At 69.6% G+C, this 22,810-nt stretch carries 25 protein-coding genes and 1 pseudogene; 14 read left to right on the top strand and 12 right to left on the bottom strand.

The annotated features are described in order from the left end of the window. Nucleotides 1-12: 12 nt before the first annotated feature. Nucleotides 13-1,263: an SGNH/GDSL hydrolase family protein gene (locus OG306_RS13435; RefSeq protein ID WP_266746416.1), complete on the bottom strand. Its 1,251-nt coding sequence runs from the start codon at nt 1,261-1,263 to the stop codon at nt 13-15. A gap of 146 nt (nt 1,264-1,409) precedes the next feature. Here OG306_RS13435 and OG306_RS13430 point away from each other — a divergent pair, with 146 nt between their 5' ends. Continuing rightward, complete coding sequence (locus tag OG306_RS13430) at nt 1,410-2,792, top strand: DUF445 domain-containing protein (protein WP_266746415.1); 1,383 nt, start codon at nt 1,410-1,412, stop codon at nt 2,790-2,792. Between the two features lie 105 nt (nt 2,793-2,897). Here the strand turns inward: OG306_RS13430 and OG306_RS13425 are convergent, their stop codons facing one another. Continuing rightward, nucleotides 2,898-3,200 (bottom strand): hypothetical protein, encoded by a 303-nt coding sequence (locus tag OG306_RS13425; RefSeq protein ID WP_266746414.1) that lies wholly within the window; start codon nt 3,198-3,200, stop codon nt 2,898-2,900. 203 nt (nt 3,201-3,403) lie between these two features. Between OG306_RS13425 and OG306_RS13420 the strand changes: the two genes are divergently transcribed. The 3 genes from OG306_RS13420 to OG306_RS13410 are packed head-to-tail and all read left to right on the top strand — an operon-like array spanning nt 3,404 to nt 6,132. After that, nucleotides 3,404-4,978 carry an MFS transporter gene (locus OG306_RS13420; protein ID WP_266746413.1) on the top strand — a complete coding sequence of 525 codons (1,575 nt, stop codon included), beginning with the start codon at nt 3,404-3,406 and terminating at the stop codon, nt 4,976-4,978. Next, a complete protein-coding gene (locus OG306_RS13415) occupies nt 4,975-5,583 on the top strand; it encodes a TetR/AcrR family transcriptional regulator (protein ID WP_371665337.1) in 609 nt (202 codons plus the stop codon). Before OG306_RS13420 ends, OG306_RS13415 begins: the two co-directional genes overlap by 4 nt. A gap of 60 nt (nt 5,584-5,643) precedes the next feature. Further along, on the top strand, nt 5,644-6,132 hold the full coding sequence (locus tag OG306_RS13410) for a hypothetical protein (protein ID WP_371665336.1): 489 nt from the start codon (nt 5,644-5,646) through the stop codon (nt 6,130-6,132). A gap of 89 nt (nt 6,133-6,221) precedes the next feature. Here OG306_RS13410 and OG306_RS13405 read toward each other — a convergent pair whose 3' ends face one another. Further along, the gene (locus OG306_RS13405) at nt 6,222-6,776 is read right to left on the bottom strand and encodes an NADPH-dependent FMN reductase (protein ID WP_266746410.1); all 555 of its coding nucleotides are present in this window, start codon (nt 6,774-6,776) and stop codon (nt 6,222-6,224) included. 153 nt (nt 6,777-6,929) lie between these two features. Beyond that, entirely contained in the window at nt 6,930-7,277 is a 348-nt protein-coding gene (locus OG306_RS13400) for a hypothetical protein (protein ID WP_266746409.1), read from the bottom strand. Between the two features lie 170 nt (nt 7,278-7,447). Here OG306_RS13400 and OG306_RS13395 point away from each other — a divergent pair. The 3 genes and pseudogenes from OG306_RS13395 to cpt form a co-directional block, all read left to right on the top strand. After that, nucleotides 7,448-7,612 (top strand): annotated as a pseudogene (locus OG306_RS13395) (alpha/beta hydrolase-fold protein); the annotation flags it as partial. Between the two features lie 146 nt (nt 7,613-7,758). Then, nucleotides 7,759-8,103 (top strand): hypothetical protein, encoded by a 345-nt coding sequence (locus tag OG306_RS13390; RefSeq protein ID WP_266746408.1) that lies wholly within the window; start codon nt 7,759-7,761, stop codon nt 8,101-8,103. Nucleotides 8,104-8,112: 9 nt separating this feature from the next. After that, on the top strand, nt 8,113-8,646 hold the full coding sequence (gene cpt / locus OG306_RS13385) for a chloramphenicol phosphotransferase CPT (protein ID WP_266746407.1): 534 nt from the start codon (nt 8,113-8,115) through the stop codon (nt 8,644-8,646). A 176-nt stretch (nt 8,647-8,822) separates the two neighbouring features. Here the strand turns inward: cpt and OG306_RS13380 are convergent, their stop codons facing one another. The 3 genes from OG306_RS13380 to OG306_RS13370 form a co-directional block, all read right to left on the bottom strand. Beyond that, a complete protein-coding gene (locus OG306_RS13380; RefSeq protein ID WP_266746406.1) occupies nt 8,823-9,677 on the bottom strand; it encodes a hypothetical protein in 855 nt (284 codons plus the stop codon). A 228-nt stretch (nt 9,678-9,905) separates the two neighbouring features. Beyond that, nucleotides 9,906-11,132, bottom strand: a complete 1,227-nt coding sequence (locus OG306_RS13375; protein WP_266746405.1) for an MFS transporter — start codon at nt 11,130-11,132, stop codon at nt 9,906-9,908. 146 nt (nt 11,133-11,278) lie between these two features. Further along, on the bottom strand, nt 11,279-11,590 hold the full coding sequence (locus OG306_RS13370; protein WP_266746404.1) for an ArsR/SmtB family transcription factor: 312 nt from the start codon (nt 11,588-11,590) through the stop codon (nt 11,279-11,281). Nucleotides 11,591-11,846: 256 nt separating this feature from the next. Between OG306_RS13370 and OG306_RS13365 the strand changes: the two genes are divergently transcribed. Together OG306_RS13365 and OG306_RS13360 are read left to right on the top strand one after the other, a co-directional pair. After that, a complete protein-coding gene (locus OG306_RS13365) occupies nt 11,847-12,665 on the top strand; it encodes an LPXTG cell wall anchor domain-containing protein (protein ID WP_266906569.1) in 819 nt (272 codons plus the stop codon). A gap of 309 nt (nt 12,666-12,974) precedes the next feature. Next, the gene (locus tag OG306_RS13360; RefSeq protein WP_371665335.1) at nt 12,975-14,318 is read left to right on the top strand and encodes an endonuclease domain-containing protein; all 1,344 of its coding nucleotides are present in this window, start codon (nt 12,975-12,977) and stop codon (nt 14,316-14,318) included. A 521-nt stretch (nt 14,319-14,839) separates the two neighbouring features. Here OG306_RS13360 and OG306_RS13355 read toward each other — a convergent pair. Next, a complete protein-coding gene (locus tag OG306_RS13355) occupies nt 14,840-15,811 on the bottom strand; it encodes an NADP-dependent oxidoreductase (RefSeq protein ID WP_371665334.1) in 972 nt (323 codons plus the stop codon). A 970-nt stretch (nt 15,812-16,781) separates the two neighbouring features. Here OG306_RS13355 and OG306_RS13350 point away from each other — a divergent pair. Beyond that, the gene (locus OG306_RS13350) at nt 16,782-17,231 is read left to right on the top strand and encodes a DUF2871 domain-containing protein (RefSeq protein ID WP_266746399.1); all 450 of its coding nucleotides are present in this window, start codon (nt 16,782-16,784) and stop codon (nt 17,229-17,231) included. A 154-nt stretch (nt 17,232-17,385) separates the two neighbouring features. On the opposite strand, the gene OG306_RS13345 is transcribed toward OG306_RS13350, so the two are convergent. Beyond that, on the bottom strand, nt 17,386-17,565 hold the full coding sequence (locus OG306_RS13345) for a hypothetical protein (protein WP_266906575.1): 180 nt from the start codon (nt 17,563-17,565) through the stop codon (nt 17,386-17,388). A gap of 120 nt (nt 17,566-17,685) precedes the next feature. Between OG306_RS13345 and OG306_RS13340 the strand changes: the two genes are divergently transcribed. After that, nucleotides 17,686-18,078 carry a winged helix-turn-helix transcriptional regulator gene (locus tag OG306_RS13340; RefSeq protein ID WP_371666233.1) on the top strand — a complete coding sequence of 131 codons (393 nt, stop codon included), beginning with the start codon at nt 17,686-17,688 and terminating at the stop codon, nt 18,076-18,078. A 272-nt stretch (nt 18,079-18,350) separates the two neighbouring features. Here the strand turns inward: OG306_RS13340 and OG306_RS13335 are convergent, their stop codons facing one another. Continuing rightward, on the bottom strand, nt 18,351-19,331 hold the full coding sequence (locus tag OG306_RS13335) for an MBL fold metallo-hydrolase (RefSeq protein ID WP_371665333.1): 981 nt from the start codon (nt 19,329-19,331) through the stop codon (nt 18,351-18,353). 129 nt (nt 19,332-19,460) lie between these two features. On the opposite strand from OG306_RS13335, the gene OG306_RS13330 reads away from it, so the two are divergent. Then, complete coding sequence (locus OG306_RS13330) at nt 19,461-20,348, top strand: helix-turn-helix domain-containing protein (RefSeq protein WP_371665332.1); 888 nt, start codon at nt 19,461-19,463, stop codon at nt 20,346-20,348. A 28-nt stretch (nt 20,349-20,376) separates the two neighbouring features. On the opposite strand, the gene OG306_RS13325 is transcribed toward OG306_RS13330, so the two are convergent. After that, entirely contained in the window at nt 20,377-20,562 is a 186-nt protein-coding gene (locus OG306_RS13325; RefSeq protein WP_371665331.1) for a DUF397 domain-containing protein, read from the bottom strand. Then, a complete protein-coding gene (locus OG306_RS13320; protein WP_371665330.1) occupies nt 20,562-21,407 on the bottom strand; it encodes a helix-turn-helix domain-containing protein in 846 nt (281 codons plus the stop codon). Before OG306_RS13320 ends, OG306_RS13325 begins: the two co-directional genes overlap by 1 nt. A gap of 201 nt (nt 21,408-21,608) precedes the next feature. Here OG306_RS13320 and OG306_RS13315 point away from each other — a divergent pair, with 201 nt between their 5' ends. Beyond that, the gene (locus OG306_RS13315) at nt 21,609-22,265 is read left to right on the top strand and encodes an ATP-binding protein (protein WP_371665329.1); all 657 of its coding nucleotides are present in this window, start codon (nt 21,609-21,611) and stop codon (nt 22,263-22,265) included. Further along, on the top strand, nt 22,262-22,636 hold the full coding sequence (locus tag OG306_RS13310; protein WP_371665327.1) for a hypothetical protein: 375 nt from the start codon (nt 22,262-22,264) through the stop codon (nt 22,634-22,636). The genes OG306_RS13315 and OG306_RS13310 overlap by 4 nt, the downstream gene beginning before the upstream one ends. Nucleotides 22,637-22,810: the final 174 nt, after the last annotated feature.

Here is a 22,810-nt window from a genome sequence, read left to right as displayed (position 1 = left end):
CCGGACCCGCCGTCAGAACTGGTCCGAGACGGGCCCGCTGTGGTGCAGGGCCGCGAGGTCCACCCGTGAACCCAGCCACCGGTAGCCCGTGTCGTTCAGGTGGAGGTGGTCGCCGCTGTCGTAGGCGGGCAGCAGCCGGGTCGGGTGGAGCGGGTCGCGGGCCGCCTCGTCGAAGTCGATGAACGAGTCGAAGACCCCGCCCGCCCGGATCAGCTCGTTGACCCCTTCCCGTACGGCGTTGCGCGCGGGGGTCCAGGTGCGGTACCCCTCGTACGGCATCAGCGTCGCCCCGATGACCCGCAGCCCGCGTGCGTGGGCGCGCCGGGTCAGGGAGTGCAGGGCGTCGGCGATGCGCTGCGGGTCGGTTTCCTGCGGGAACTGCTGCACGTCGTTGATACCGAGCGCGATGACGACCGTCTTCACCCCGGCGACGTCCAGTACGTCGCGGTCGAAGCGGGCGCTCGCCCGTACGCCGCGGCCGTCGCGCAGGATGCGGTTGCCCGCGATGCCCGCGTTGACCACTCCGTACCGGCCGCCGAGCCGGTCGGCGAGCACGTCGGGCCAGCGGCTGTTCGCGTCGAGGGTGGAGCCGGAGCCCGAGGTGAGCGAGTCGCCGATCACGGCGATCGTTCCGGCGGCGGCCCCGTTGTGCACGTCGACGGCGGTGAGGTAGTGCCAGCTGGTGGTACGCCAGGTGCCCCGTTCGTCCTCCACGTACGACGTCTGGTGGGTGCCCTCGTGGACGGTGACGGGGCCCTCGGCGGTGGGGGTGCGCAGGGTGACGACGAGATCGGCGTCGGCGGCGACCGGGACGAGGACCGGGTCGCTGACGATCTGTCCGCCCGCGGCGACGGTCACGGCGCCCATGCCGCGGAACGTCACGGGGCGGGTGTTCACCGTGGCGTGGTCGATGACCAGCGGGTACGTACCGAAGAGGTTGGAGAGGGTGATGCGGGCCGCGTCGCCGCCGATGCTGGTGTGCACGACGTTACGTATGGTGCGCCGGCTCAGGTCGTTGCCGTGGTAGGTGTCGGTCACCCCGGCGGTGGGGGCCGCTGCCCAGGTGCCGAACCACAGGCCGGTGGAGTGGGCCGGTGCGGCGGGCTTACGGGTGAAGCCCCACGGGTCGGGTGCGGCGATCCGCTGCGACCGGGTGGCGGAGCCGGTGAAGAGCAGCGATCCGGCGAACGCCACACCGGCGGCGAGCACGGCGGTGCCCGCCACGAGGGCGATGTGCAGGGCGTACTGCTGGCGCCTGGGCATGAGCGGTGGTTCTCCTAGCGGTCGGTCGGGGTGATCCCATGATGAGGGAGGACGTCGGGAACTCGACGTGCGGCCCGGGAGTAGGTCAGGCAGGGACAATGCGTACGGGACACCGGGGGCGATGTGTACGCGGACGGGTGGAGCGGATGGAACGGATCGATCGGACCGGACCCGGGGAACAGGGTGCGGGGCAGCAGGGGCGTGCCCGGGAGCGGGTGGCGGGTGCGGCCCGTCCGGTGACCGGCGGCCGCCCGCCCTCCCTCGCCTCGTTCGCGTACACCGCTGCCGACGAGGAGAAGCGGCGCGGCGTTCGCAGGATGAAGACCACGGCCACGGGCCTCCTCCTGCTGGTCGCGCTGGTGTACGTCCTCGCCACCTGGGCGAAGAACGCGGGTGTGGGCGGCTGGCCGGGCTTCGTCGCCGCGGCCGCCGAGGCGGGGATGGTGGGTGCGCTGGCCGACTGGTTCGCCGTCACGGCGCTGTTCAAGCGTCCGCTCGGCCTGCCGATCCCGCACACCGCCATCATTCCCACCAAGAAGGACCAGCTCGGAGCGTCGCTGGGTTCCTTCGTCGGCGAGAATTTTCTCTCCGGCGATGTCGTACGCAGCCGCATACACGCTCTCGGTATCGGTGGCCGGGTCGGGGCCTGGCTGGCCGAGCCGGCCCACGCCGACCGGGTCACCGCTGAGCTGTCGACCGCGCTGCGCGGCGCGCTGACGGTGCTGCGGGACTCCGATGTGCAGGCCGTGGTGGGTGAGGCGATCACCCGGCGGGCCAACGCGGTGGAGATCGCTCCGGGGCTCGGCAAGATGCTGGAGAAGATCGTCGCCGACGGCGGCCACCGCAGGGTGGTGGACCTGATCTGTGTGCGCGCCCACGACTGGCTGGTGCTGCACGGCGATTCGGTGATGAACGCGGTGCAGGGCGGAGCGCCGGGCTGGACGCCGCGGTTCGTCGACAAGCGGGTGGGGGAGCGGGTCTACAAGGAGTTGCTGCGCTTCGTCACGGAGATGCGGGACATGCCGGGCCACCCGGCGCGCGCGTCGATCGACACGTTCCTGACGGACTTCGCGGCCGATCTCCAGACGGACGAGGACACCCGGGCGCGGGTGGAGCGGCTGAAGTCGGAGATCCTGGGGCGCGGTGAGGTCCAGGAGGTCATCGCTTCGGCCTGGTCGTCCGTACGCACGATGGTCATCGCGGCGGCGGACGACGAGCAGAGCGAGCTGCGGCTACGGGCGCGGGCCTCGTTGCTGACGTTCGGCGCGCGGCTGGCGACGGACGGGCGGATGCAGGCCAAGCTGGAGGGCTGGCTGGAGGACGCGGCGGTCTATGTCGTCACGACGTACCGCGCGGAGATCACCTCGCTCATCAGCGACACGGTCGCGGGCTGGGACGCGGCCCAGACGTCGAAGAAGATCGAGGCGCACATCGGCCGTGACCTGCAGTTCATCCGGATCAACGGCACGGTGGTGGGTGCGCTGGCGGGGCTGCTGATCTATACGGTGTCGCGGGCGCTGGGGGCGTAGGGGAGCTCGGACAGCAGGGGCGGGGGCTTCGGAATCCCCGCCCCTGTTCCGTACGCCCGTACGTGATTCAGGCGGCCCGCCCTGTTCCGTACGCCCGTACGGGATTCAGGCGGCCCGGCGGGTGACCGCCCACGACGCGGCGGCCATGCTTCCCGCGACGGTGAACACGGCGGGCCAGGCGCCGACCTTCTTGGCCAGCGGGTGCGAACCGGCGAACGCGGCGACGTACGCGGTGGTCAGCCCGACGGCCGCGCGCGGTCCGGCCTGCCGGTTCCACTGGTACGCGGCGACCGTGCCCGCGGCGGCGAGGGCGACCCCGCCCAGCGGCCGTTTCTTGGTCCATCGTGCGACGGCGTACCCGCCGACCAGTCCGCTCGCCGCCACCGCCGCTGCCGGAACCTTCGCCATCGCAGCCACCTTCGCCTTCTTGTCCGAGTCGTCCGGGCCCGGAGCCCGGGTCTTCGAGGCTAACGCGGCGGCCGGACAAACGGTCGCCGAGGGGGTGCACATGCGTTTACCCTGGGGGTGAACGCATGTACACCCCTGCGTCGTTCCCTCGCGTGCGGCGCCCGCGCGCGGCACCCTTGCCGCCGAGCACCGTACGGAGAGCCATGCCCGCGGACATACCCGCCCCGCCCGCCGCCACCGACGAGGCCCCGCACCCCCGCTTCGCCGTCGGCGTGCTGGCCTTCTGCGGTGTCGTGGTCGCGGTGATGCAGACGATCGTCGTACCCCTGCTCCCGCACATCCCGGCCCTGACCGGCGCCACCCCGGCCGCCGCCAGCTGGCTGGTCACCGTCACCCTGCTCACCGGCGCCGTGTTCACGCCCGTCCTGGGCCGGGTCGGTGACATGTACGGCAAGCGGCGGGTGCTCATCGCCTCGCTCATGGTGCTGGTGGCGGGCTCGGTCCTGTGCGCGGTCAGCTCCCACATCGGCGTACTGATCACCGGCCGCGCCCTGCAGGGTGCGGCGCTCGCCGTCGTTCCGCTGGGCATCAGCATCCTGCGCGACGAACTCCCGCCCGAGCGGGTGCTGTCCGCCGTGGCCCTGATGAGCTCGACGCTCGGCATCGGCGCGGCGGTCGGGCTGCCGGTCGCGGCGCTCGTCGTCGAGAACTTCGACTGGCACACGATGTTCTGGGTCTCGGGTGCGATCGGCGTCATCGACATCGTGCTGGTGCTGTGGTGCGTACCGGAATCCCGGCTCCGCACCCGTGGCCGCTTCGATGCCGTCGGCGCGCTGGGGCTGTCCGGGGCCCTGGTCTGTCTGCTGCTCGCGGTCACCCAGGGCGCCGACTGGGGCTGGACGTCGGGCCGCACGGTGGGTCTGCTGGCGGCCGCCGTGGTGGTGGCGCTGCTCTGGGGGGCGTACGAGCTCCGCGTCCCGACGCCCATGGTCGACCTGCGGATCTCGGCCCGCCCGGCCGTCCTGCTCACCAACGTCGCCGCCCTGCTGATCGGCTTCGCCTTCTACGCCAACTCCCTGGTCACCGCGCAGATGGTGCAGGAGCCGAAGGCGACGGGATACGGGCTCGGCGCCTCGATCGTCGTCAGCGGACTGTGTCTGCTGCCGGGCGGCGTGATGATGGTGGCGCTCTCGCCGGTCTCGGCGCGGATCTCCGGAAGGTACGGCCCGAAGGTCAGCCTGGCGCTGGCGGCGGGTGTGATCGCGGCCGGATACGTGGTGCGGTACTTCACGAGCCACAGCCTCTGGCTGATCATCGCGGGTGCGACGGTCGTCGCCTCCGGCACGGCCATCGCGTATTCGGCGCTGCCCGCGCTGGTCATGCGCGGCGTGCCGGTCGGCGAGACGGGCGCGGCCAACGGCCTCAACACCTTGATGAGGTCGATCGGGCAGGCCTTCTGCAGCGCGACGGTGGCCGCGGTCCTCGCCGGCATCACGTTCGTGGTGGGCGGCAGGACGGCCCCGACGCTCCACGCCTACCAGGTGGTCTTCCTGATCGCGGCGGGCGCGGCACTCGCGGCGCTGCTGGTCGCGCTGTGCCTGCCGGGCGGCCGTGCACCCGAGGCGGTGGGTACGGGTACGGGTACGGAGGCGGGTACGGGTACGGTCGAAGGGAGGAGCCGCAACGTCGCGGGCGACCGGAAGGACGGCGTGCGGACGATGCCGGTCCGGGAGATCCGGGAGATCCGGGAGATCCGGGAGACTCAGGAGGGCGCATGATCAGCGGCCAGGCCACCGTACCGGGACCGGCGCCGGCGCCAGGACCGGTGCCGGGACCGACCGCCGCCGATCCGGGCACGGGCCGGGACGCGATCCTGCGCGCCGCGCGCCGGGCGTTCACACAGCGTCCGTACGCCGACGTGACCATCAGGGGCATAGCGGCCGACGCCGGAGTGAGCCCGTCCCTCGTCGTGAAGCACTTCGGCCGCAAGGAAGAACTCTTCAACACCGTCGCCGACTTCGGCCCCGCCGCCGCCGAACTCTTCGACGCCCCCCTCGACATGCTGGGCCGCCACATGGTGGTGACGCTGGTGCGCAGCCGCCGCGAACTGCAGTCCGACCCGCTGCTGCGGGTCGTCTTCTCGCTCGGCAACCGCGACGAACGCTCCCTGCTGCGCGACCGTTTTCACGAACAGGTCACCGACTCCCTGGCCGCCCGCCTCCCCGGCCCCGAATCCACCCTGCGCGCCGAACTGATCGCCGGACACCTCCTCGGCCTCGGCGCCACCCTCAGCCTCCACCGCGAGGGCGCGGGCGCGGACGCCACCCCCGAACACATCGCGGACCTGTACGCGCCCGCGTTGCAGGCCCTGATCACGGGGTGAGGAACCGGCGACGCCGGCCCGGGCATGTAGGGTCTGGGCCATCCGGACGAGGGGGGCCTCATGTCCATCCGCACCCATGTGCGCGCCACCGCAACGGCCATGGCCGCGGCAGCAGTTCTCGGGGCGGCCCTGGTGGGCTGCACCGGCGCGACCACGTCGCAGGGGCCGGGTGACGACGTTCCGAACGTGGCGCCGTCCGTGAACGCGTCGGTCATGGCCGACGCGGCTGCTGACAGACCGGAGGCCGTACGCGACGCCTTCGCAGGCCTCCAGACGACGCTGAACGACACCTGCACCCCGGGATCGGCGAACTGCGCCTACTTCCTGGGCCGGGTGAACGACGAACTGGTGCGCCTGGAGAAGGCGATGAAGGCGGACGGTCAGGGCCCCGCCCACTTCAAGGAGCCGCTGGCCCGGATCAGCGACCTGCGCAAGACGCTGAACGGTGACACCTCCACGGACAACCTGGAGAAGCACCGCTCCGAACTGATCGGCACCCGCGACCGCATCAACACCTGGATGCAGGGCCACCCGGAGGACTACCGCTGACGCCCACCGGGCGACCGGTCGAGCGCCGACGGGGCGAGGGCGCCGACTCCGCGAGGCCGCCCACGCGGAGCCAGGACCCCACTCCTGCTCTACTCCTGCTCGGCTTCCGCGGCCCGCACCGTCAGCAGCCCGAGCGCCAGACCCAGCCGCTCGCGGGCGCCCGGATCGGTGATGATCCCGTCCGCGTCGACCGTGTCCCGGTCCACGGCGACCCGTACGCAGGCCGGCTCCACGATGTCGGCGCCCGTGTAGCGCAGCACCGTCCGCAGCGTGGCCTCCGCGCCCTGGCCACGGCCGGGGGCCGCGGCATTCACCCAGGCGGTCGGCTTGTCGCAGATCTCGGTGGAGCCGACCGTCCAGTCCAGCAGATTCTTGAACGAACCGGGCAGGGTCCCCGCGTACTCCGGCGTACAGACCAGAACGGCATCCGCCTCGTCGATCGCCGCGCGCAGCTCCGCCACCGGCCCCGGCAGTGGATCGGCGTCGTCATCGGGATTGAAGTGCGGGAGCGTCGCGAGTCCGCCGTAGAGAACGGTCCGTACGTCCGGGGGCGCCACGGCCCGCGCGGTGCGCAGCACGGTCTCGCTGGAGGAACCGCTGCGCAGACTTCCGGACAGCAAAAGGATCACACGTGGCGTCGCCATACCCGGTCAACCTGCGACGACCGGGACTCATTCCCGTAACGACACCACCCCACCCGTTCCGGTGAACGACACCGCCCCGGTTCCCGTGGACGACACCGCCCCGGCACGAGCGTGGCGCGGCTCGTACCGGGGCGGACGGATCGGGGGAGGGGATCAGCTGAAGACGACCGAGCGGAGCTTCAGCCGGCTGGTGGCGTGGCCGCCGTAGGGCCGGAGAGTGAAGTAGTCGCCCTGGCAGTTGGCACCGGTGAAGACCGTCGCGCTGGAGTCGGTGAAGTTCCACGGGGTGTGCGCCGGGTTCGACGAAGCGGGGTCGGCGACCTCGGGCAGGGTGACGCACATCCGGCTCGGCGGGTCGATGAGGAAGCCGAGCCGCGGAGAGCCGTCGAGACCGCTGTACGTGTACGTGAAGTCGCCGGAGGCCGCACCGGCCGAGGTCGGCACGGCCACGATGAGCGCGAGCGCGCCGAAGGCGGCAGCCACGGTGGAACGAAGACGCATGAGGGCACTCCTTGTGCGGGGGAAGCGGAAACGGCCCAAGTGTGAGCTGCTGACCTGCGGCTCATGCCGAATGTGGGGTGCCTTCACCCGGACGGGATCTGCTGAATCGGTTCTGCCGACGGCCATGTAGGTCATGCGTGTGACCTGCGGAGTTGACCACCGAGAGGCGGGGGCCGTCGATGGGCGGCTTCGGCGCGCTGAAGTACGCGGCCAAGCACTACGGCCACTTCGCCTCGGTGAGCGCCCATTTTGGCCCGGACGGTCTGCGCCGCGATTTCGGCCTGGCCGCCCATTGGGCCAACGCGTCCTCCACGGCCCTGGACCTGGGCGGCGGCATCGCCCGACTCCAGAATCCGATCGTTTCGCGGAGCAGCAGGAGTCTTCCGCCCCAGCAGCCTCACATGTGATCGGGTGCACGGCCTCGACCCGATCGTGCGGCTCGCCGGGAACTTCCACGGAGCAGCCGGCGTCTCTAGTGATCATGAGGGAACACGTTGAAACGCTGAGTGGTACCGGGGTGGCCCTGGCCGGTGGGTTTGTAGGGCTGCTGGGATGGGCCGCGGATGCCGAACTCCGGGCGCGCGCCGGATTCGAAGCAGGGCCGGACTGGAGCGTGCTGTTCGCGGAGCTTCCGCTGACCGTTCTCGTCGGAGTGGTAGCCGCTTTGGCAGCGTGGTTGCTGCCCAGGCGATGGGGGATCAGGCCGTCCGTTGCCGGCTACGCAGGCCGCGTCGCGCTCGTCGCCATGGTGCTGGCCGGATTCTGGCTGGCCGTCCAGGGCTGGTACGCAGGACTGCCCGAGCCAATGCCGGACCACAAGCCTTAGCGTGGCCCGATGAAGACGCAGATGATTGTGCTCAACGGAGGCTCCAGCTCGGGGAAGTCCGGGATCGCCCGGTGCCTTCAGGCGGTGTTGCCGGACTCGTGGCTGACCTTCGGGGTCGACACGCTGGTCGACGCGATGCCCGCGGCCATGCGCGCGTCGGACGCGGGCATCGAGTTCGCTCCCGACGGGGAGGTCATCGTCGGCCCCGAGTTCCGTACGTTGGAGACGGCGTGGATCGAGGGCGTCGCCACGATGGCGCGGATGGGAGCCGGAGTCATCGTCGACGAGGTGTTCCTCGGCGGCGCGGCCTCCCAGCAGCGATGGCAGAAAGCCCTCGGGGGGCTGCGGGTGCTGTGGGTCGGCGTCCGGTGCGAGAGCGCCGTCGCAATGGCCCGGGAGATCGCGCGAGGTGACCGGGTCCCCGGCATGGCGGCCGCACAGGCGGACGTGGTCCACCGCGGCGTGACCTACGACCTGGAAGTGGACACGACGCGGAGCGAGTCCATGGAGTGCGCGAGGATCATCGCCGCCCACATGGAGTGACCGGGCGCAGCTCACCACCCCACTGATCGTTTCCGGCCACAGCACTACAGTTCGAAGGGTTACAGCCCTGCCCGTAACAACCTTCGCCCCGTGACGGCCTTCGCCCCCGTGACGGCCTGCGGGCCGTGACGGGGGCGGTTCTCAGCGATTGCTTCTGATGCCCCTTGCGGGAGGTGTCAGTTGGCAGGTGCCTGGTAGAGGCCCCGGCCGGCGCGGTGGGCCCGGGAGGTGGCGACGAGCCGGTCGAGGGTGCTGCGTACCGTGTTGATGCTGTTGGGGGTGAGCTCACGCCCCAGCGCCTTCGTGACTTCGCGGGCGCGGACGGGGGTGTCGCCGAACGTCGCCAGCACCTTCATGGCCATCTCGGTGAGGTTGCCGCTGTCGTCGACGGCCGGTGCTGCGGGCGCCGCCTTCTTCGGCGCCTTGGCCTTGACGGGTTTGGTGGCGGCCTTGGTGGCCTTGGTGGCCACAGCGGGCTTGGCGGCGGGCTTGGCGGCGGTCTTGGTGTCCTTGGTGTCCTTGGTGTCCTTGACGGCGACGGCCTTCTTGGTCTGGCCGCGCGTGGTCTTCGGCTTGGCAGGAGCCTGCTTGCCGGCCTTGGACGCGGACGCCTTACGGGCGGTGCGGCGCGCCGGGGCCGCCGCCGCTGCCTGCTCCTGCGGGGCTTCTGCCTGGACCGCGGTGTCGATGGACGCCTGCGCCTGACGCGGAATCCGGGGAGCGACAACGTTCTTCGCCCCGGCCTCGGTCTCTGCCGTGACGTCCTCAGCCTCGACGTCCTCCGACGGGACGTCCGCGACCTTGTTGCCCTCGGCCCGGATGTCCTCCGCCTCCGTGTTCGAGGAGGGAACAGGAGCAGCGGACAGCACACGCAGAGCCGTCAGCGCGGTACGCACCGACTCCAGGCGCTCGGTGACTGTCGCGAGTTCCTTTTCGAGGGTCTGCTGGTGCTGCTCCAGACGCGGAAGTTCCGCCTGCAGTACGGCAGTTGTGGCTTCGATGGTGTCGAGAGTCTTGGTCTCGGAGGTCATGTTGTCGCCCTTCTCTCTCGGCCGACCGTTGGTGACCGATGTGTTGCAGCGTAAGGGGCGTTGTGTTGTGGCCGGAAATCGACGCATCTGTGCGACCGTCCCGGAGCCGCTTTCCGCACCGACGGCCAGTCTCCTGAATCATCCCGCCGGGCGTCCCGCAGACCGGTCGCGAGCCACTCGTTCGGCCCCTGCTGTCCAGTCGCCGCCGTCAGCCCCCGTTCGCCGCCGTCAGTCGCCGCGCTTCCCGGCACCGCCATGCGAGGCGGCCTCCGCCATGCGCGCCGTCGTGCCGGCACCGCCCGGAGCGCCGGAGCGGTCCAGTCCCAGCCGCAGCACCGTGGCAACCAAAGCGGCGCATGCGAATCCCACTCCTGCCCAGGGGAGTTGGCGTGCGCCGTACGCGGCCATGACCCAGCCCCCGACCGCGGTTCCGACGGTGATGCCGAGGTTCGAGAACGAGATGAAGAGGCTGTTGCCGAACTCGGGCGCGTCGACGGCGTCCCTCCCCAGCCAGCTCTGGCTCACGACGAGGCCGCCGGAGTGCACGGCGCCCCAGACCGGCACCGCCAGGACCATCGGCGCGGACAGCGGGCCGACGGCGTACAGGAGCACGTAGAGGAGCAGACACAGGACGGGGTAGGCGACCACCGTACGAATCAGGTTGCGCCGCAGCAGCCCACCGAAGGCGAAGTTCCCGAGGACCATGACGATGCCGAACGCCATCAGCATGGCGCTGACCCAGGTGCCGTCCATGTGCGTGACCTGGCCCAGGTACTCGGCGAAGTAGCCGTAGACCGAGAACATCGCCGCGAAGACGAGGACCACCGACGCGATGGTCAGCCACATCCGGGACCGCTTGAGAACGCTCAACTGCGCACTGTAGGAGACCCGTTGACCGACAGGCATCGACGGCACGAACCGCAGGATGCCGAGGAAGGCGATCAGATTGACGAGCGCACCGAACCAGAACGCCGACGCCAGGGACACGTGCTCGGCCAGGTACGAGGTCAGCGGCACGCCAAAGGCGAAGCCGACGGTGACTCCGCCGAACACGGTCGTCGTGGCCCGGGTCGCGTCTTCGGCGGGCACCAGTCGCGCGGCGGTCGCGAGCGCGACAGCGAAGAACACCGGATGGAAGAGGGCGGGGACGACGCGGAAGGCCAGCATCACCTCGTACCGCGTGGTGAGTGCGTAGACGGCATTGGAGACGGCGAACACCGCGATCGCGGCGGCAAGCACCTTCTTGCGGTCGACGCCGGAGGCAAGCAATGTGGTGAACGGCCCGGACACGGCAATGACCAGGGCAAAGGCCCCGACGAGCCACCCCGCGGCGGACGGCGTGACTCCGAGCTCCGCCGAGACCCGGGGGAGCACGCCGACCATGCCCATCTCGGTGGTGATGATCCCGAACACGCCCAGGGCGAGCACCAGGACGGTGAGGGATGCCTTTCTCATTGCGAGACCTTTCGTCAAATCTAGAAAAATAGATATATGCGCTTGCGGGTAGGCGCGCGGGAGCCGGGCGGGCTGTCGGGCGAGGTGCCGGGCGAGGTGTCGGGCGAGGTGCCGGGTGGGGTGGGGTGGGGTGGGTTGCGGTCGGGCTACAGCTCGTCGCGGACGTGCGCGGCGAACTCGGCGATCACCGTCTCGTTACGGCGGTAGTACGTCCACTTTCCGATGCGTTCCGAGGTGAGTAGCCCCGCGTCCTTCAAGGTCTGCAGGTAGCCGGACACCACCGACTGTGCCAGCCCGGCACGCTTCTGGATGTCGCCGACGCACACGCCGATATGGAAGCCGAGGCCCTGCTGCCGGTAGGAGTTCTCGTCGAAGTACTTCGACGGTTCCTTCAGCCACCGCATGAACTGCAGGCGTGCGGGGTTGGCGAGTGCCTTGTGTACGGCCAGGGGGTCCACCGGTCCGCCTCTCCATGTCCTCCGAGGGAATGCATCTAGCTTTCGCGATATGTAGTGGCGAGTCAAATCGCGCCGGAGGTGGTGCCGGGAGTGCGCCCGGAACCCGCAGGTCCAATCGTTATGCGGGACTAATGGGGCAAGTGATGCACCATGTGACACAAGTGGTCAGAAGCGCATTGACGGGGCGTGCGTGATCACAGGAAGCTGATCGATCCACCCCCCACGGCAGCCCTTTCATTCAACCGTTGGATTGCCCATGCGCACAGTTGCTTCCGCAGGCACGCTCACGGCCGCCGTCACCGCGGCCCTGCTGCTTGCCCCTACGGCGTACGCCACCGCACCCGGCGACAACGGCACCGTGAAGATTCACGATGCCGCGACCGGTGAGGAGCTTCGTAAGAACGAGCCTCACGTGTGCACCTTCTATCTCGACGCCTTCGGTTTCGATGCCGGCCAGAACGTCGACTGGCGGATCGAATCCTGGGCCCCGACCGCCCACGTCAAGGGCGAGACCGTGAAAACCGGTTCGCTGAAGCTCGACGGCAAGGGACACCTCCGTTCGGAGGACCAGTCCCTGCCCGACGGCCACTACAAGCTGTTCTGGAACTTCGACGGCGAGCACGGCAAGGCCAAGCACAAGGTCTTCTGGGTCGACTGCAAGGGCGACTCGAAGCCGGGCGGCGGCAAGCCGGGCGATGAGAAGCCGGGCGATGACAAGCCCGGCGAGGAGAAGCCCGGCGATGACAAGCCGGGCGGTGACAAGCCGGGTGAAGAGAAGCCCGGCGAGGTCACCCCGTCGGATTCGGCCACCGAGCCGGGCTCCGTCACCCCGTCCACCCCGACGCAGCCGGGCGAGGCGCCCGCCTCGTCCGCCCCCGAGGGCGCCACGGAGACGCCCTCGGCTGCGGCTTCGGCCTCCGCCCCCTCCTCGTCGTCGCCGTCCGCACACAGTGAGGGCGACCTCGCCGAGACCGGTAACGGCGCGCCCGTTGCCCTGCTGTCCGCAGTGGCCGCAGCGCTCGTCGCGGCCGGCGGCTTCCTGGTGATCCGCCGCCGCAAGGCTCAGCAGCACTGAGTTGATACGTATCGGAGCCCCCGTGCTCCGTAGTCGGTGAGCTCGACGTTCGACCTCTGCCCGTGGTCAGCCTCTTGGCTGACCACGGGTTTTGAGGTTCCAGGGGACTCTGCTGCTCAATTCGTCTGGGCTCGGGACCGCTGATACGCGAGGGCGGGTTGCCCGGTTCTTGACGTTCTGGTGGTGAGGCTATGGGCACGGGAGGTGCTGGCGAACCAGATGCTCAGGAATATGGAGTTGCGGGCGGCGGCCCGGCTGACCGAGGCGCTTGGGACCCGTTGCCGCGTTGCAGGCCGTTAGCCTGTCGGTATGTCAGAGCGTGTCATGCCCGGTCGCACGGGCGGCCTGATCACCCTGGTTGCCGCGGACGCTCTGTGGGCCGATTTGACGGCCGACAGTGCTGTGCCGACGGCTTCTGGGGCATTCACCTGCTCTCTTGCCCGTGCCCGGGTGGGGTACGTCCTGCTCGGCGGCCATGTGGTGGCGACGGTGAGGGCGAGCAACGGTCAATGGAGTGTTCCGGAGGCTGAGGTGCGCCGGGCGGCCGCGGAACTGAACGCGGTTCGGATGGATCGGCAGGACCTGGTCCGCATCGGTCCGTTTCGTGGGGCGCCGAGGCAGGAGTGCAACGAGGAAACGCCGCTGCGTTGGCGCCGGCGCATCACGGGGGAACTGCAGGAGCTGGGCGGCCCCGAGCGGGCAGCACGACGCGAAGACGGCCGGCCGTCCCATCTGGCGGGGATCGACTGGCGACAGATACTCGTGGAGCAGACCCGCGACGGGACGCAGCGCACGTGGTGGCTGCCGCGCGCTGTGGTCAGGCTGCTGGACGCGGCCGAGCACGCCGAAACGCAGTGGGTGCAAGCCGCGCGGACCCGCCAGGCAAGCGCAGTCGTCACCGAGCCGCCCTCCCACCCCCGGCAGGCCCGAGACGCCGGCGGTCGGCAGACGACGAGCCCCGAGAGCCCCACCGCCTCACTGCGCCCGTACAACAAAGAGCTGGAAGGCCAGCTGTACTCGGTGCTCAGCAGGAAGCCCGGCACCTCACGCAAGGTGGCCGGGTGGGCGTGCGCCGTCTGCCGCACCGCGCCCGCCACCGTGCTCGACCACTGCCACGAACACGGCTACGTCCGCGCCCCTGTCTGCCAGTCCTGCAACACACAGGAACGCCCCGACCACCTGTACAGCAACGACATCCGCGTGGCGAACCGCTACACCCGCCTCTTCCACACCGACACCGACGACTGGCTCCGCCACTGGCACCGCTGCCCCGGCTGCCGCGCACGCACCACCCTGCCCCTGCCGCACCTCGCCGCATGGACCGCCCACATAGCCTGCCGATCGCTGCGCCCGACCCACCGCGCCCCCCGCGGGCGCAAGCCCTGCGGTGTCCTGCGCGTGTCCTGGACGGGCAGCCAGAACGCGCCCCGTTCCTGCCTGCTCACTGTCGCCGTCGACTTCTGCCCCTCCGGCGAGCACCGTGTCCTGGCGCGAGTCCCCTACCGCGAAGCCGCCGAGCGGTTTCGTGCCTGGTTGGTCGAGACGGCCCCTGCCGTGGCCGCCGCGGCCGGTCCTGACCGCCTGGACGGCCTCCCTGCCCAGTTCCGGCCAGTCATCGCGGACACCAGCGGCGAGGACCTGGAACTGTTTTGAGCGGGCACCGGGAGACCTGACACCCCACCGTCGCCTCGCAGCTGCTGGCCCCCGAACGCCCCGACAACGGCGTCCGCTCAGCAGTCGGCTTCCTGCGCTACCGCCTCATCCAGAAACTCCCCGAACCCCCGGTCCAGCACCAGCCCTACGAACGCCCACCTCTGCCCGAACTGACCGAATGCACCGGCCCCGGCGACCCCCACGTCTTCCGCCCCCTGTACGGCGAATCCGAATGCCCCTCCTGCCGCCGCGCCGCCGCCCACCCCGAAACCGAACCCATCTCCTGGCGCGAACGCATCGCCCGAATCAACGGCACACCAACACCCCTGCCTGCTGAGGCCTGACCTCGCCCGCGACCAACTGGGTGACGTGACGCACTCACGCGCGGCACTCCTCCCACAGGCTCGATGCGTTGGTCCAGGCGGGAATGTACGCCTTCCGGATCCGACATCACGATCGACGGCGGCTTCGGCACCACCTGGTAGTCACCCGGTGGCCACGCGGCAGGGCGGATGCGTCGTCTATCCGGCTTCGTCGCCCCCGTGGTCGACATGCAGGACGACCTTGCCGCGCGGGTGTTCCGTCGCGAGGGCCTCGTAGGCCGCTCGCGTCTCGGTGAACGGTACGACGCGGTCCACCACCGGCCTGAGCTTGTCGGCGTCGATCAGTTCGCTGATGGCCATGAGCCCGGGCCGGTCGGGTTCGACGATGAAGAACAAGCCCCGTGCGCCACGGGCGGCGGCCTTCTCCTGGTCCGGCGGCTGCACGATGCTGACGATGATTCCGCCAGGGCGCACGACTGCCCAGGAGCGGTCCAGCGTCTCGCCGCCGACCAGATCGAGCACGACATCGGCGTCGTGCACCAGGTCTTCGAAGCGTTCGTTTCGGTAATCGATGACCTGCTGTGCGCCGAGGCCGGTGACGAAGTCCTTGTCCCTTGCCGACGCGGTGGCGGTCACCCGCCCTCCGAGTGCCGCGGCGATCTGCACGGCGAAGGTGCCGACGCCCCCGGCGCCCCCCTGGATCAGGATGTGCTGTCCCCGTTGCAGCGCGGCATGGTCGACGAGCGCCTGCCACACGGTGAGCGCGGCGAGCGGGACGGCCGCTGCCTGGTCGTGGTTCAGCGTGGCCGGCTTGGTGGCGAGTATGTCGGCGGGGACGGCGACGTACTCGGCGGCCGCGCCGTCACGCGTGAACGGGATCAGCCCGTAGACCTCGTCGCCGGTCCCGAAGTCGGTCACTCCGCTGCCCAAGGCGGCCACGACGCCCGAGACCTCGTGCGAGGGGACGGTAGGCGTACGGTCCCTGCCCGTTCCGTCGAAGCTGTCGGTCCAGGTGGTGTCCCAGTCGAGTTCACCAGCTGTGATGGAGGCGGCGCACACGGCGACGAGCGCCTCGCCCGCCGCCGGCTCGGGGCGCGGTGCGGACTCGTACGCATAACGTTCGGGGCCGCCCCGCTCGTGGGCACGTATGGCATGCATCGTGGCGCTCATGAGGGATCACTCCCGATTCACATCACACGGACTCCCCGCCCGAATCTACTCGGATGGCCGGTGGCTCGCATACGCGAGAACGCCCCTGGGACGGGCAGGCGCGAGCCACCCCTTGATCGCAGGGGGTGGTGACCCCGACAGTCTGTTGGACCGGGCGCAGATGCACTTCGAGGCAGAGGCCCGGGTGGAGGTGCCGGCCGAGGCGGTGTGAGTCAGGGGGCGTTGATCGCGCGACTCGTAGGACACTTGCGCCAGGGCTTCGACGTCTGAATCTCCGCTGTCCCGGGCGTGCTCGTCATCGAGTTCTCGTGATGTGCGCCGATCCGGCGGCCGGGGTGCCTGCGGACCCGGGCCGCCTGCGCGTTGGGCGTCAGCGAGGCACACGCCCTGGCAGCGGAAGCGGTCACGTGGCTGGAGCGCGGCCTGAGCGAGTCCGACCTACGTCAGGCCCTGCTGTCCGAACGCCCGCGAGACGGCGTGCGCTCGGCGGTCGGCTTCCTCCGCTACCGCCTCATCCAGAAACTCCCCGAGCCCGAGCCTCGGACTCCCCAGCCGTACGGGCCCCCGCCCGTCCGTGAACTGCTGGAGTGCCAGGGGCCGGACGAGAAGCGCCTGTTCCGCCCCTTGGCCGACGAGACGGAATGCGCCCCGTGCTGCCGGTCCCCGGGCACGGGACCTCCAGCGGCGCCCCCGCGCCGGAGCTCGACCGCATCCCGTGGCGGGAACGGATCGCGAGGATCAACGGGACGCTTGCGGCCCAACCGGGTGAGGGCTGATCCCGCAAGCGGTGGGGCTGTGACGCGGAAGGCTCACCGCACGACCACGGCAAGCTACGCACAAACGCGTCGAAAACTCCTGTGTCCGCTGCACCCGTTGTGGCTTCGGCCGAAAGTTCCTGCCCCACACAGGTTCGCGGTGCTTCAATGGCCCGCGACAGGACGGTATTCGTTTCAGCAGGGGGCGAACGAGGATGCGGAAGTCGTACTACGCGGCACATGTCTACATGATCCTGGGAGTGATCTCCGGGCTGTACTACCGAGAGTTCACCAAGGCCCATCATTTCGACGGCGACACCCAACTGGCCGTCATACATACCCACTTGCTGGCTCTGGGTATGTTGGGCTTCCTCATCGTTCTCGCCCTCGACAAGCAGTTCCAGCTGTCCGGGACGAAACTCTTCACCTCCTTCTTCTGGTTCTACAACGCGGGCATCGCGATCACCGTTGGCATGATGTTCGTTCACGGCACCGAGACCGTGCTCGGAAGCAAGGTGCCCGAGGCCGTCCCGTGGATTGCAGGCCTGGGCCATACCCTGCTCACGGTCGGGCTCGTCCTGCTGTTCGTCCTGCTCGGCAAACGCCTGAACGAGTCCGCGACGACCGAGCCAACGGAGTCGGAGCCTGCGAAGACGACAGCCTGAACCGATCATGACGGCAGGCCACTTGTCATGCAGGCGGACCGGGTGCTGTCGCCGAACGGCCGGGGCCTGCCGGTGAAGGGCCGGGTGACCGGCAGGCCCGGCCGCAGAGCGTCCCCGATCGGACGAACGGACGGTCGGTGCGTGCTGCCCGCCGCTATCCGGCTGCCCCCGGACTCGTGGCGGAGGCGGCTGCGACAGCCGTAGTCAGTGGGTCGAGGACTGGGCGGTCGAGGATGTCAGCGAGGTCGGGGCCGGTGTTGTCCAGGAAGCCGTGCCGGATACCGGTGGCGATCGAGGCGAGCATGGGCGGCTGGAACGGTAGCAATTGCGGCATCTCGTTGAGGAGCCTGCGCCGGTACTCACCCAGGCCGATGGTGCGGTGCGGAACTCCGAGCCGGTCGGCTACCTGCGCTGCCGTGATCGGCGTGCCGACGAGGTCGTAGATGCGCCCGGTGTGTTGTACCGGATCCGCTGCGGTGATCGCCGCGGCCTCGGCGAGGTCCGCACGAGCGATGTCCTGGACCGCATCGGCGACAAGTGGTCGGTACTCGTGATCGTCGAGCTCGCCGGCGGGCCGCGCCGGTTCCGTGAACTGCAACGCGCAATCGACGGCATCTCCCAGCGCATGCTCACCCTCACCGTGCGCAGGCTGGAGCGTGACGGACTCGTTCTCCGCACCGTGTACCCGACCGTCCCGGCCCAGGTCGACTACCGCCTGACGGAGACCGGGGCCAGCCTGACCCACCTGGTCAAATCACTTGCCGACTGGTCTCTCGTCCATCGCGCGGTCATTGCCGAGGCGCGGCACCAGTACGACCGGACCCACCCCGACCACGACATCCGGTAACAGGGACCGCCGTTGCCTCATGCCGGGCGTGTCGCCAGGGACGACGGAGATCAACGGGACGCCTGCGGCTCCGCCGAGCGAAGGCTGATCCCGCAAGCGACCGGGAGTGCGACCCGAGAGCTCAACCGCACGGCACGACCAGGGCAAACGACGTACGGACGCGCCGGAAGCTCTTGTGTCCGCTGCGCCCGGCGTGGCTCATGCACTCCACGTCAACGCTCGCGGAGTCCATGGAAGGCTCCGCGGCCCAGCCGCACCAAAGACACTCGGCCTCAGGGGCGGAGGAACGGGTGGTTCAGGTGGACGGTGGCCAGGAGGTGGCCGCGATCGCGGGCGTCGGCGAGGAGATTCTGCCGGGTGCGGCGGGCCGTGGCCTGGTCCCTCTCCAGCCGGTACGCGACGCTCGGCGCGGCCAGCTGGACAGCGTGCACGAGGACGTCGCCGGTGATCATGATGCGCCCCCGGCCGCCGTCGACGAGCACGGACTGGTGTCCGGCGGTGTGGCCGGGCGTCGGCATCGCGGTCAGTGACGAGCGGCCCGGGCCGCCCTGCACTCTGACTCGCCCGTCGATACGGTGCAGCAGTCCGGCCCGGCGCAGGGGCTCGACCACGTAGGTCATGGCGCTGTCGTCGGCGGCAAGGGCCGCGATCTCCGCCCGCTGGACCACATGTCGGGCGTTGGGGAACAAGGGAGTGCCGGTGGTGTCGACCGTCCAGCCGTAGTGGTCCTCGTGGAGGTGGGTCAGGACGACGGTGTCGACATCGTCCCGCTCGATGCCGGCGAGCCGGAGGACCGCCGGCAGGTGGCCCGGCACCGGGGCCCAGCCCGATGCCGGGCTGCCGACCGGACCGATGCCGCTGTCGACGAGGGTGACGCGGCCGCCGGGCCTGCGGACGGCGTAGCAGCGGAAGTCGAGTTCCCACGTGTCGCCCGGGCCGAAGGCGGCGGGGTCGAGCCGCTCCGCGCGCGCCCAGTCCGTGTCGCCGGCGTCGGGGAACCAGTCCTGCCGCTTGCCGGGGAAGGTCCCGTGGGCGTCCAACAGCGCCAGTACCTCGTAGGGGCCTGTGCGGCGGGAGACGATGTGCGCGGTGCCGGTGCGGCGCTGGGATGCGGCCGCCGTGTGGGTGCCGCCCGTGCCGGCCCACGCGGTGAGTGCGCCGATGCCCACGGTGGCGGCGCCCAGCAGGACTCTGCGGCGGCTCGTGGAGTTGTCCGTCGTCGGCGCGTCGGACGGAACGGGACGGTGGGTCATGGGCTCCCCCTGCGCAGTCGGTTTTTGGTGGTGTCCACCATCGTGTGGGGGCCGGGCACGCCGGAGCTTGTACATTCGTGTCCGGTTCACAGGGGCCTGGGCAAGGGGACCGCGCCCTACGATGGACGAATGGCCGGGGACCGACGGGTGTACCTGCGCGAGGACGACGTCCACCTCACCGATGTGCGCTGCGGCAGCACGACGCGCGGCTGGTCGCTGCTGCAGCCCGCTCCAGTGTTCGGCCTGGTACTCCTGCGGGACGGGGTGCTGCGCGGCCGCGTCGACGGCGTCGAGCACGTGGTGGACGCCGCCAGCGTGTACGTCGAACGCCCCGGCACCGAGCAGCAGTTCGCGCATCCGCAGGGGCCCGACACGTTCACCGAGATCGTCTTGTCCGAGCCCCGGGTCGCGGACCTGCTGGGCGGCGACCCCACCGTTCCGGAGGGCCTGGTCATGGTGACGCCGGAGCTGGCCCTCGCCCACCGGATGCTGCTCTCCAGCGCCCGCCAGGGCGCTGATTCCTTCGAACTCGGCGAGTACACGGCCCGGTTGTCGGCCGCGGTCTTCGCGCGGCTCGCCCCGGCCCGCGCCGCCTCGGGCCGCCCCGCCTCCGCCGCCGCCCGTCGGCGTCTCACCGACGACGCGCGCGCCGTGCTGGCCGCCGAACCGACGATCGGGCTGGAGGCGCTGGGCCGGACCGTGGGCGCGTCACCGCACCATCTGAGCCGCGTCTTCACGGCCGTCACCGGGATCACGCTCTCCGCCCATCGCGGCCGACTGCGCCTCGCCCGGGTCCTGGACCGCCTCAGCGAGGGCGAACGCGACCTGGCGGGGCTGGCGCGGGAACTTGGTTACACCGACCAGTCCCACATGACCCGTGCGGTCCGCCGGACGGCGGGGCTCCCTCCTGGGCGCCTGCGCACCCTGCTGACGTCATCGGAGGCGGCAGTCGAGGCGGGCGTACACGCCGTCGCGGATGTGCACGTCATCACCGACGGGCGTGGCAACCGAAGCTGACCTCGGTGGAAGTTCTCAGGACCCTGACCTACTGGGCGCGCAGGAATGCGACGAACCCCGACCACGCGCTGTGGCGTACGGCTATGTGGGGCCCGCCAGGCCGCTTGGAGTCCCGCACGCCGACAGCCGAGTGCAGGTCCGCGACCTCGACGCACTCGGTGCCGCTACCACCGCTGTATGACGACTTGAACCAGTGCACGCGTTCGTGATCCATCAAAGCTCCCCACAGACCTGATTCAGGAGCGCGGCAGACAGGTCGATATCCAACGCCTGCGCACGCAGGTACTCGAACGCCAATTTATAGCGCGCGAGTTCCTGCGGCTTCTCCATGAAGAGCCCGCCGCCGATGATGTCCACGTACACGACGTCAAGTTCGGGCGCGGGGCCGCCGAGGACGACGAAACTGCCCACCGCTGCGGCGTGAGCGCCCGCTTCGAACGGCAGTATTTGAACCGTAATGTGGGGCTGGGTGGCCTGCGCGCAGAGATGCTTCAACTGCTCGCGCATGACGGCGCGGCCACCCACAATGCGCCGGATGACTGCTTCGTCAATCACTGCCCAGATGTGCGGAGGTTCGACCCGAGCGAGGAGCTCTTGCCGTTTCATGCGGATGTCCACCATGTGGTGGATTTCCTGGTCCGTGCACCGCATCTCTGAGGCGCGATGAACCGCTTCTGCGTACGCGCGTGTCTGGAGCAGGCCAGGCACGTACATACAGGCGTAATGGTCCTCACTGACCACTTCGTCTTCAAGAGTCAGCATCAGATTCATCGACTCGGGGATTGGATCCGCGAGGGACCGCCACCATCCCTGGATCCGTGCGCCCTTGGCCAGTTCGACCAGCGACGCACGTTCCTGATCCGAGGCGCCGTACTCACGGCAGAGGGCGTCGACTGCTGGCCACTTGACCGTGCCCTCCTTCGTCTCGTAGCGGCTCAAGGTCGCCTTGGAGATGCCGACCCGAGCCCCGGCTTCCTCCAATGTGAGGCCCTTGCGTTCGCGGAAACGGCGCAGATCTGCGCCGAGTTGACGTCTACGGGTGGTTGGTCCGACTGGCATGGCTGTGGTCCTTCGCGTTGATCCCGAAGAGCGTGCATCGTGCGGGGTACGTCTAGCAAGACAGCGCACTCCGGGGGCGCGCGCCAGTTCGCGTGCTCCCATTGCTTCTACATGAGAGTTCCATTTTGAGAGTTCCGCCGCCACCATATGAGACACGGCGGGCACACACGGTGACCGCCGAGTCGCGAAGGAGTGGTCGGCTTGGATGAGTGTCGTTTCGGCGTGGACAGAAAAGCTTGGGATCTGGCGTTTCTGGCAGAAGCAGAGGAGCTCGCCGGCCTGCGGCGAGTGATGCGGTTACACCTGGAGCTCTGGGGGTTGCCCGGAGTCGTCTACGCGGCGCAGGTCTGCGTCACGGAGCTAGTCTCAAATGTGGTGAGGCATGTAGGCCCCGGCACCCCGTCGTGTCTCGCCGTATCGATGAACGGAGATCGTCTTCGCATCGAGGTGCGCGATCCTGATCTGCAAGCACTTCCTACGCTCATCACGGCAGCGGGGGAGAGTGCGACGGGGCGGGGCATGGCCCTTGTGAACGGTTTCGCAGATCGCTGGGGCGTCATCCTGCGCGGTGACTCCAAGGTCACCTGGTGCGAGCTGGCCACCGGCCTCCGGTCATCAAACGATCACGTCGATGGTCCCCAAGTCGCGAAGGCGGAAGCACTGCTGGAGCTTTGCGGGCTCGGCGGCCTCCCAGTGAACTCCCGTCGTGAACGGCTGAGCCTGACCTTGGGGAAGGAGATGGCGATCGATCTCATCGTCGACCTCCTCCATTGGCTCCGTGCTCACGGCTGCGATCCGGACGACGCCCTCGACTGCGCGCAAACGCACTTCGAAGCCGAGGTGGCTGATCCGGCGTGAAGCAGCCTTCGTCTGAGGAACTCGTCGAAATCGCCGAAGAGCTGGATGACTTGGAGGGGGACTGCGACTGGGCGGAGTCGTACAACCTGTGGTGCCTCGTGTGTGCTGCACAGCATTGCGGCTTCTTGCCCGGAGTTTCGGTGCACCAACTCGTGCCCCTCGGTCGGCGGGACGACTTCTTCCTCATCACTGTTGAGGTGACGCCGACGATCGTGTTGGCCACAGCCCCCATTCACTGGCGTGAAATCGAACCTCCAGCTCCGGGTACCGGGACGGCGGCGATCGGCCATCTGTTGGCGAGGATCGGCGAAGAGTGCTCGAGTTTGCACGTGGCCTTTCATGAGAACGCTGCGAGTCGTCCCGATGAGTAGCCAAACCGATCGCCGACCTCCCCATCGGCCGTGCTCGCGGCCATGACCCGACGAGGCGCCGGATCGGGCCCAGCCAGTGGTCACCTTCGGGTCAAGTTTAGGAGAAATCAGGCCACTTAGCCTCACAAGGCGTCACGAGTGATCGAAAATGATCGAATGGCCGGAAGCATGTTC

The organism is Streptomyces sp. NBC_01241 (assembly GCF_041435435.1).
Classification (GTDB): domain Bacteria; phylum Actinomycetota; class Actinomycetes; order Streptomycetales; family Streptomycetaceae; genus Streptomyces.
The sequence above is the reverse complement of the archived record's forward strand: the minus strand, read 5'-3'. Positions and strand labels throughout refer to the sequence as shown.

Coding starts and splice junctions, on each gene's coding strand:
- OG306_RS13435 (WP_266746416.1), bottom strand. CDS start 1,263: ATGCCCAGGCGCCAGCAGTACGCCCTGCACATCGCCCTCGTGGCGGGC.
- OG306_RS13430 (WP_266746415.1), top strand. CDS start 1,410: ATGGAACGGATCGATCGGACCGGACCCGGGGAACAGGGTGCGGGGCAG.
- OG306_RS13425 (WP_266746414.1), bottom strand. CDS start 3,200: ATGGCGAAGGTTCCGGCAGCGGCGGTGGCGGCGAGCGGACTGGTCGGC.
- OG306_RS13420 (WP_266746413.1), top strand. CDS start 3,404: ATGCCCGCGGACATACCCGCCCCGCCCGCCGCCACCGACGAGGCCCCG.
- OG306_RS13415 (WP_371665337.1), top strand. CDS start 4,975: ATGATCAGCGGCCAGGCCACCGTACCGGGACCGGCGCCGGCGCCAGGA.
- OG306_RS13410 (WP_371665336.1), top strand. CDS start 5,644: ATGTCCATCCGCACCCATGTGCGCGCCACCGCAACGGCCATGGCCGCG.
- OG306_RS13405 (WP_266746410.1), bottom strand. CDS start 6,776: ATGGCGACGCCACGTGTGATCCTTTTGCTGTCCGGAAGTCTGCGCAGC.
- OG306_RS13400 (WP_266746409.1), bottom strand. CDS start 7,277: ATGCGTCTTCGTTCCACCGTGGCTGCCGCCTTCGGCGCGCTCGCGCTC.
- OG306_RS13390 (WP_266746408.1), top strand. CDS start 7,759: ATGAGGGAACACGTTGAAACGCTGAGTGGTACCGGGGTGGCCCTGGCC.
- cpt (WP_266746407.1), top strand. CDS start 8,113: ATGAAGACGCAGATGATTGTGCTCAACGGAGGCTCCAGCTCGGGGAAG.
- OG306_RS13380 (WP_266746406.1), bottom strand. CDS start 9,677: ATGACCTCCGAGACCAAGACTCTCGACACCATCGAAGCCACAACTGCC.
- OG306_RS13375 (WP_266746405.1), bottom strand. CDS start 11,132: ATGAGAAAGGCATCCCTCACCGTCCTGGTGCTCGCCCTGGGCGTGTTC.
- OG306_RS13365 (WP_266906569.1), top strand. CDS start 11,847: ATGCGCACAGTTGCTTCCGCAGGCACGCTCACGGCCGCCGTCACCGCG.
- OG306_RS13360 (WP_371665335.1), top strand. CDS start 12,975: ATGTCAGAGCGTGTCATGCCCGGTCGCACGGGCGGCCTGATCACCCTG.
- OG306_RS13355 (WP_371665334.1), bottom strand. CDS start 15,811: ATGAGCGCCACGATGCATGCCATACGTGCCCACGAGCGGGGCGGCCCC.
- OG306_RS13350 (WP_266746399.1), top strand. CDS start 16,782: ATGCGGAAGTCGTACTACGCGGCACATGTCTACATGATCCTGGGAGTG.
- OG306_RS13345 (WP_266906575.1), bottom strand. CDS start 17,565: ATGCCGCAATTGCTACCGTTCCAGCCGCCCATGCTCGCCTCGATCGCC.
- OG306_RS13335 (WP_371665333.1), bottom strand. CDS start 19,331: ATGACCCACCGTCCCGTTCCGTCCGACGCGCCGACGACGGACAACTCC.
- OG306_RS13330 (WP_371665332.1), top strand. CDS start 19,461: ATGGCCGGGGACCGACGGGTGTACCTGCGCGAGGACGACGTCCACCTC.
- OG306_RS13325 (WP_371665331.1), bottom strand. CDS start 20,562: ATGGATCACGAACGCGTGCACTGGTTCAAGTCGTCATACAGCGGTGGT.
- OG306_RS13320 (WP_371665330.1), bottom strand. CDS start 21,407: ATGCCAGTCGGACCAACCACCCGTAGACGTCAACTCGGCGCAGATCTG.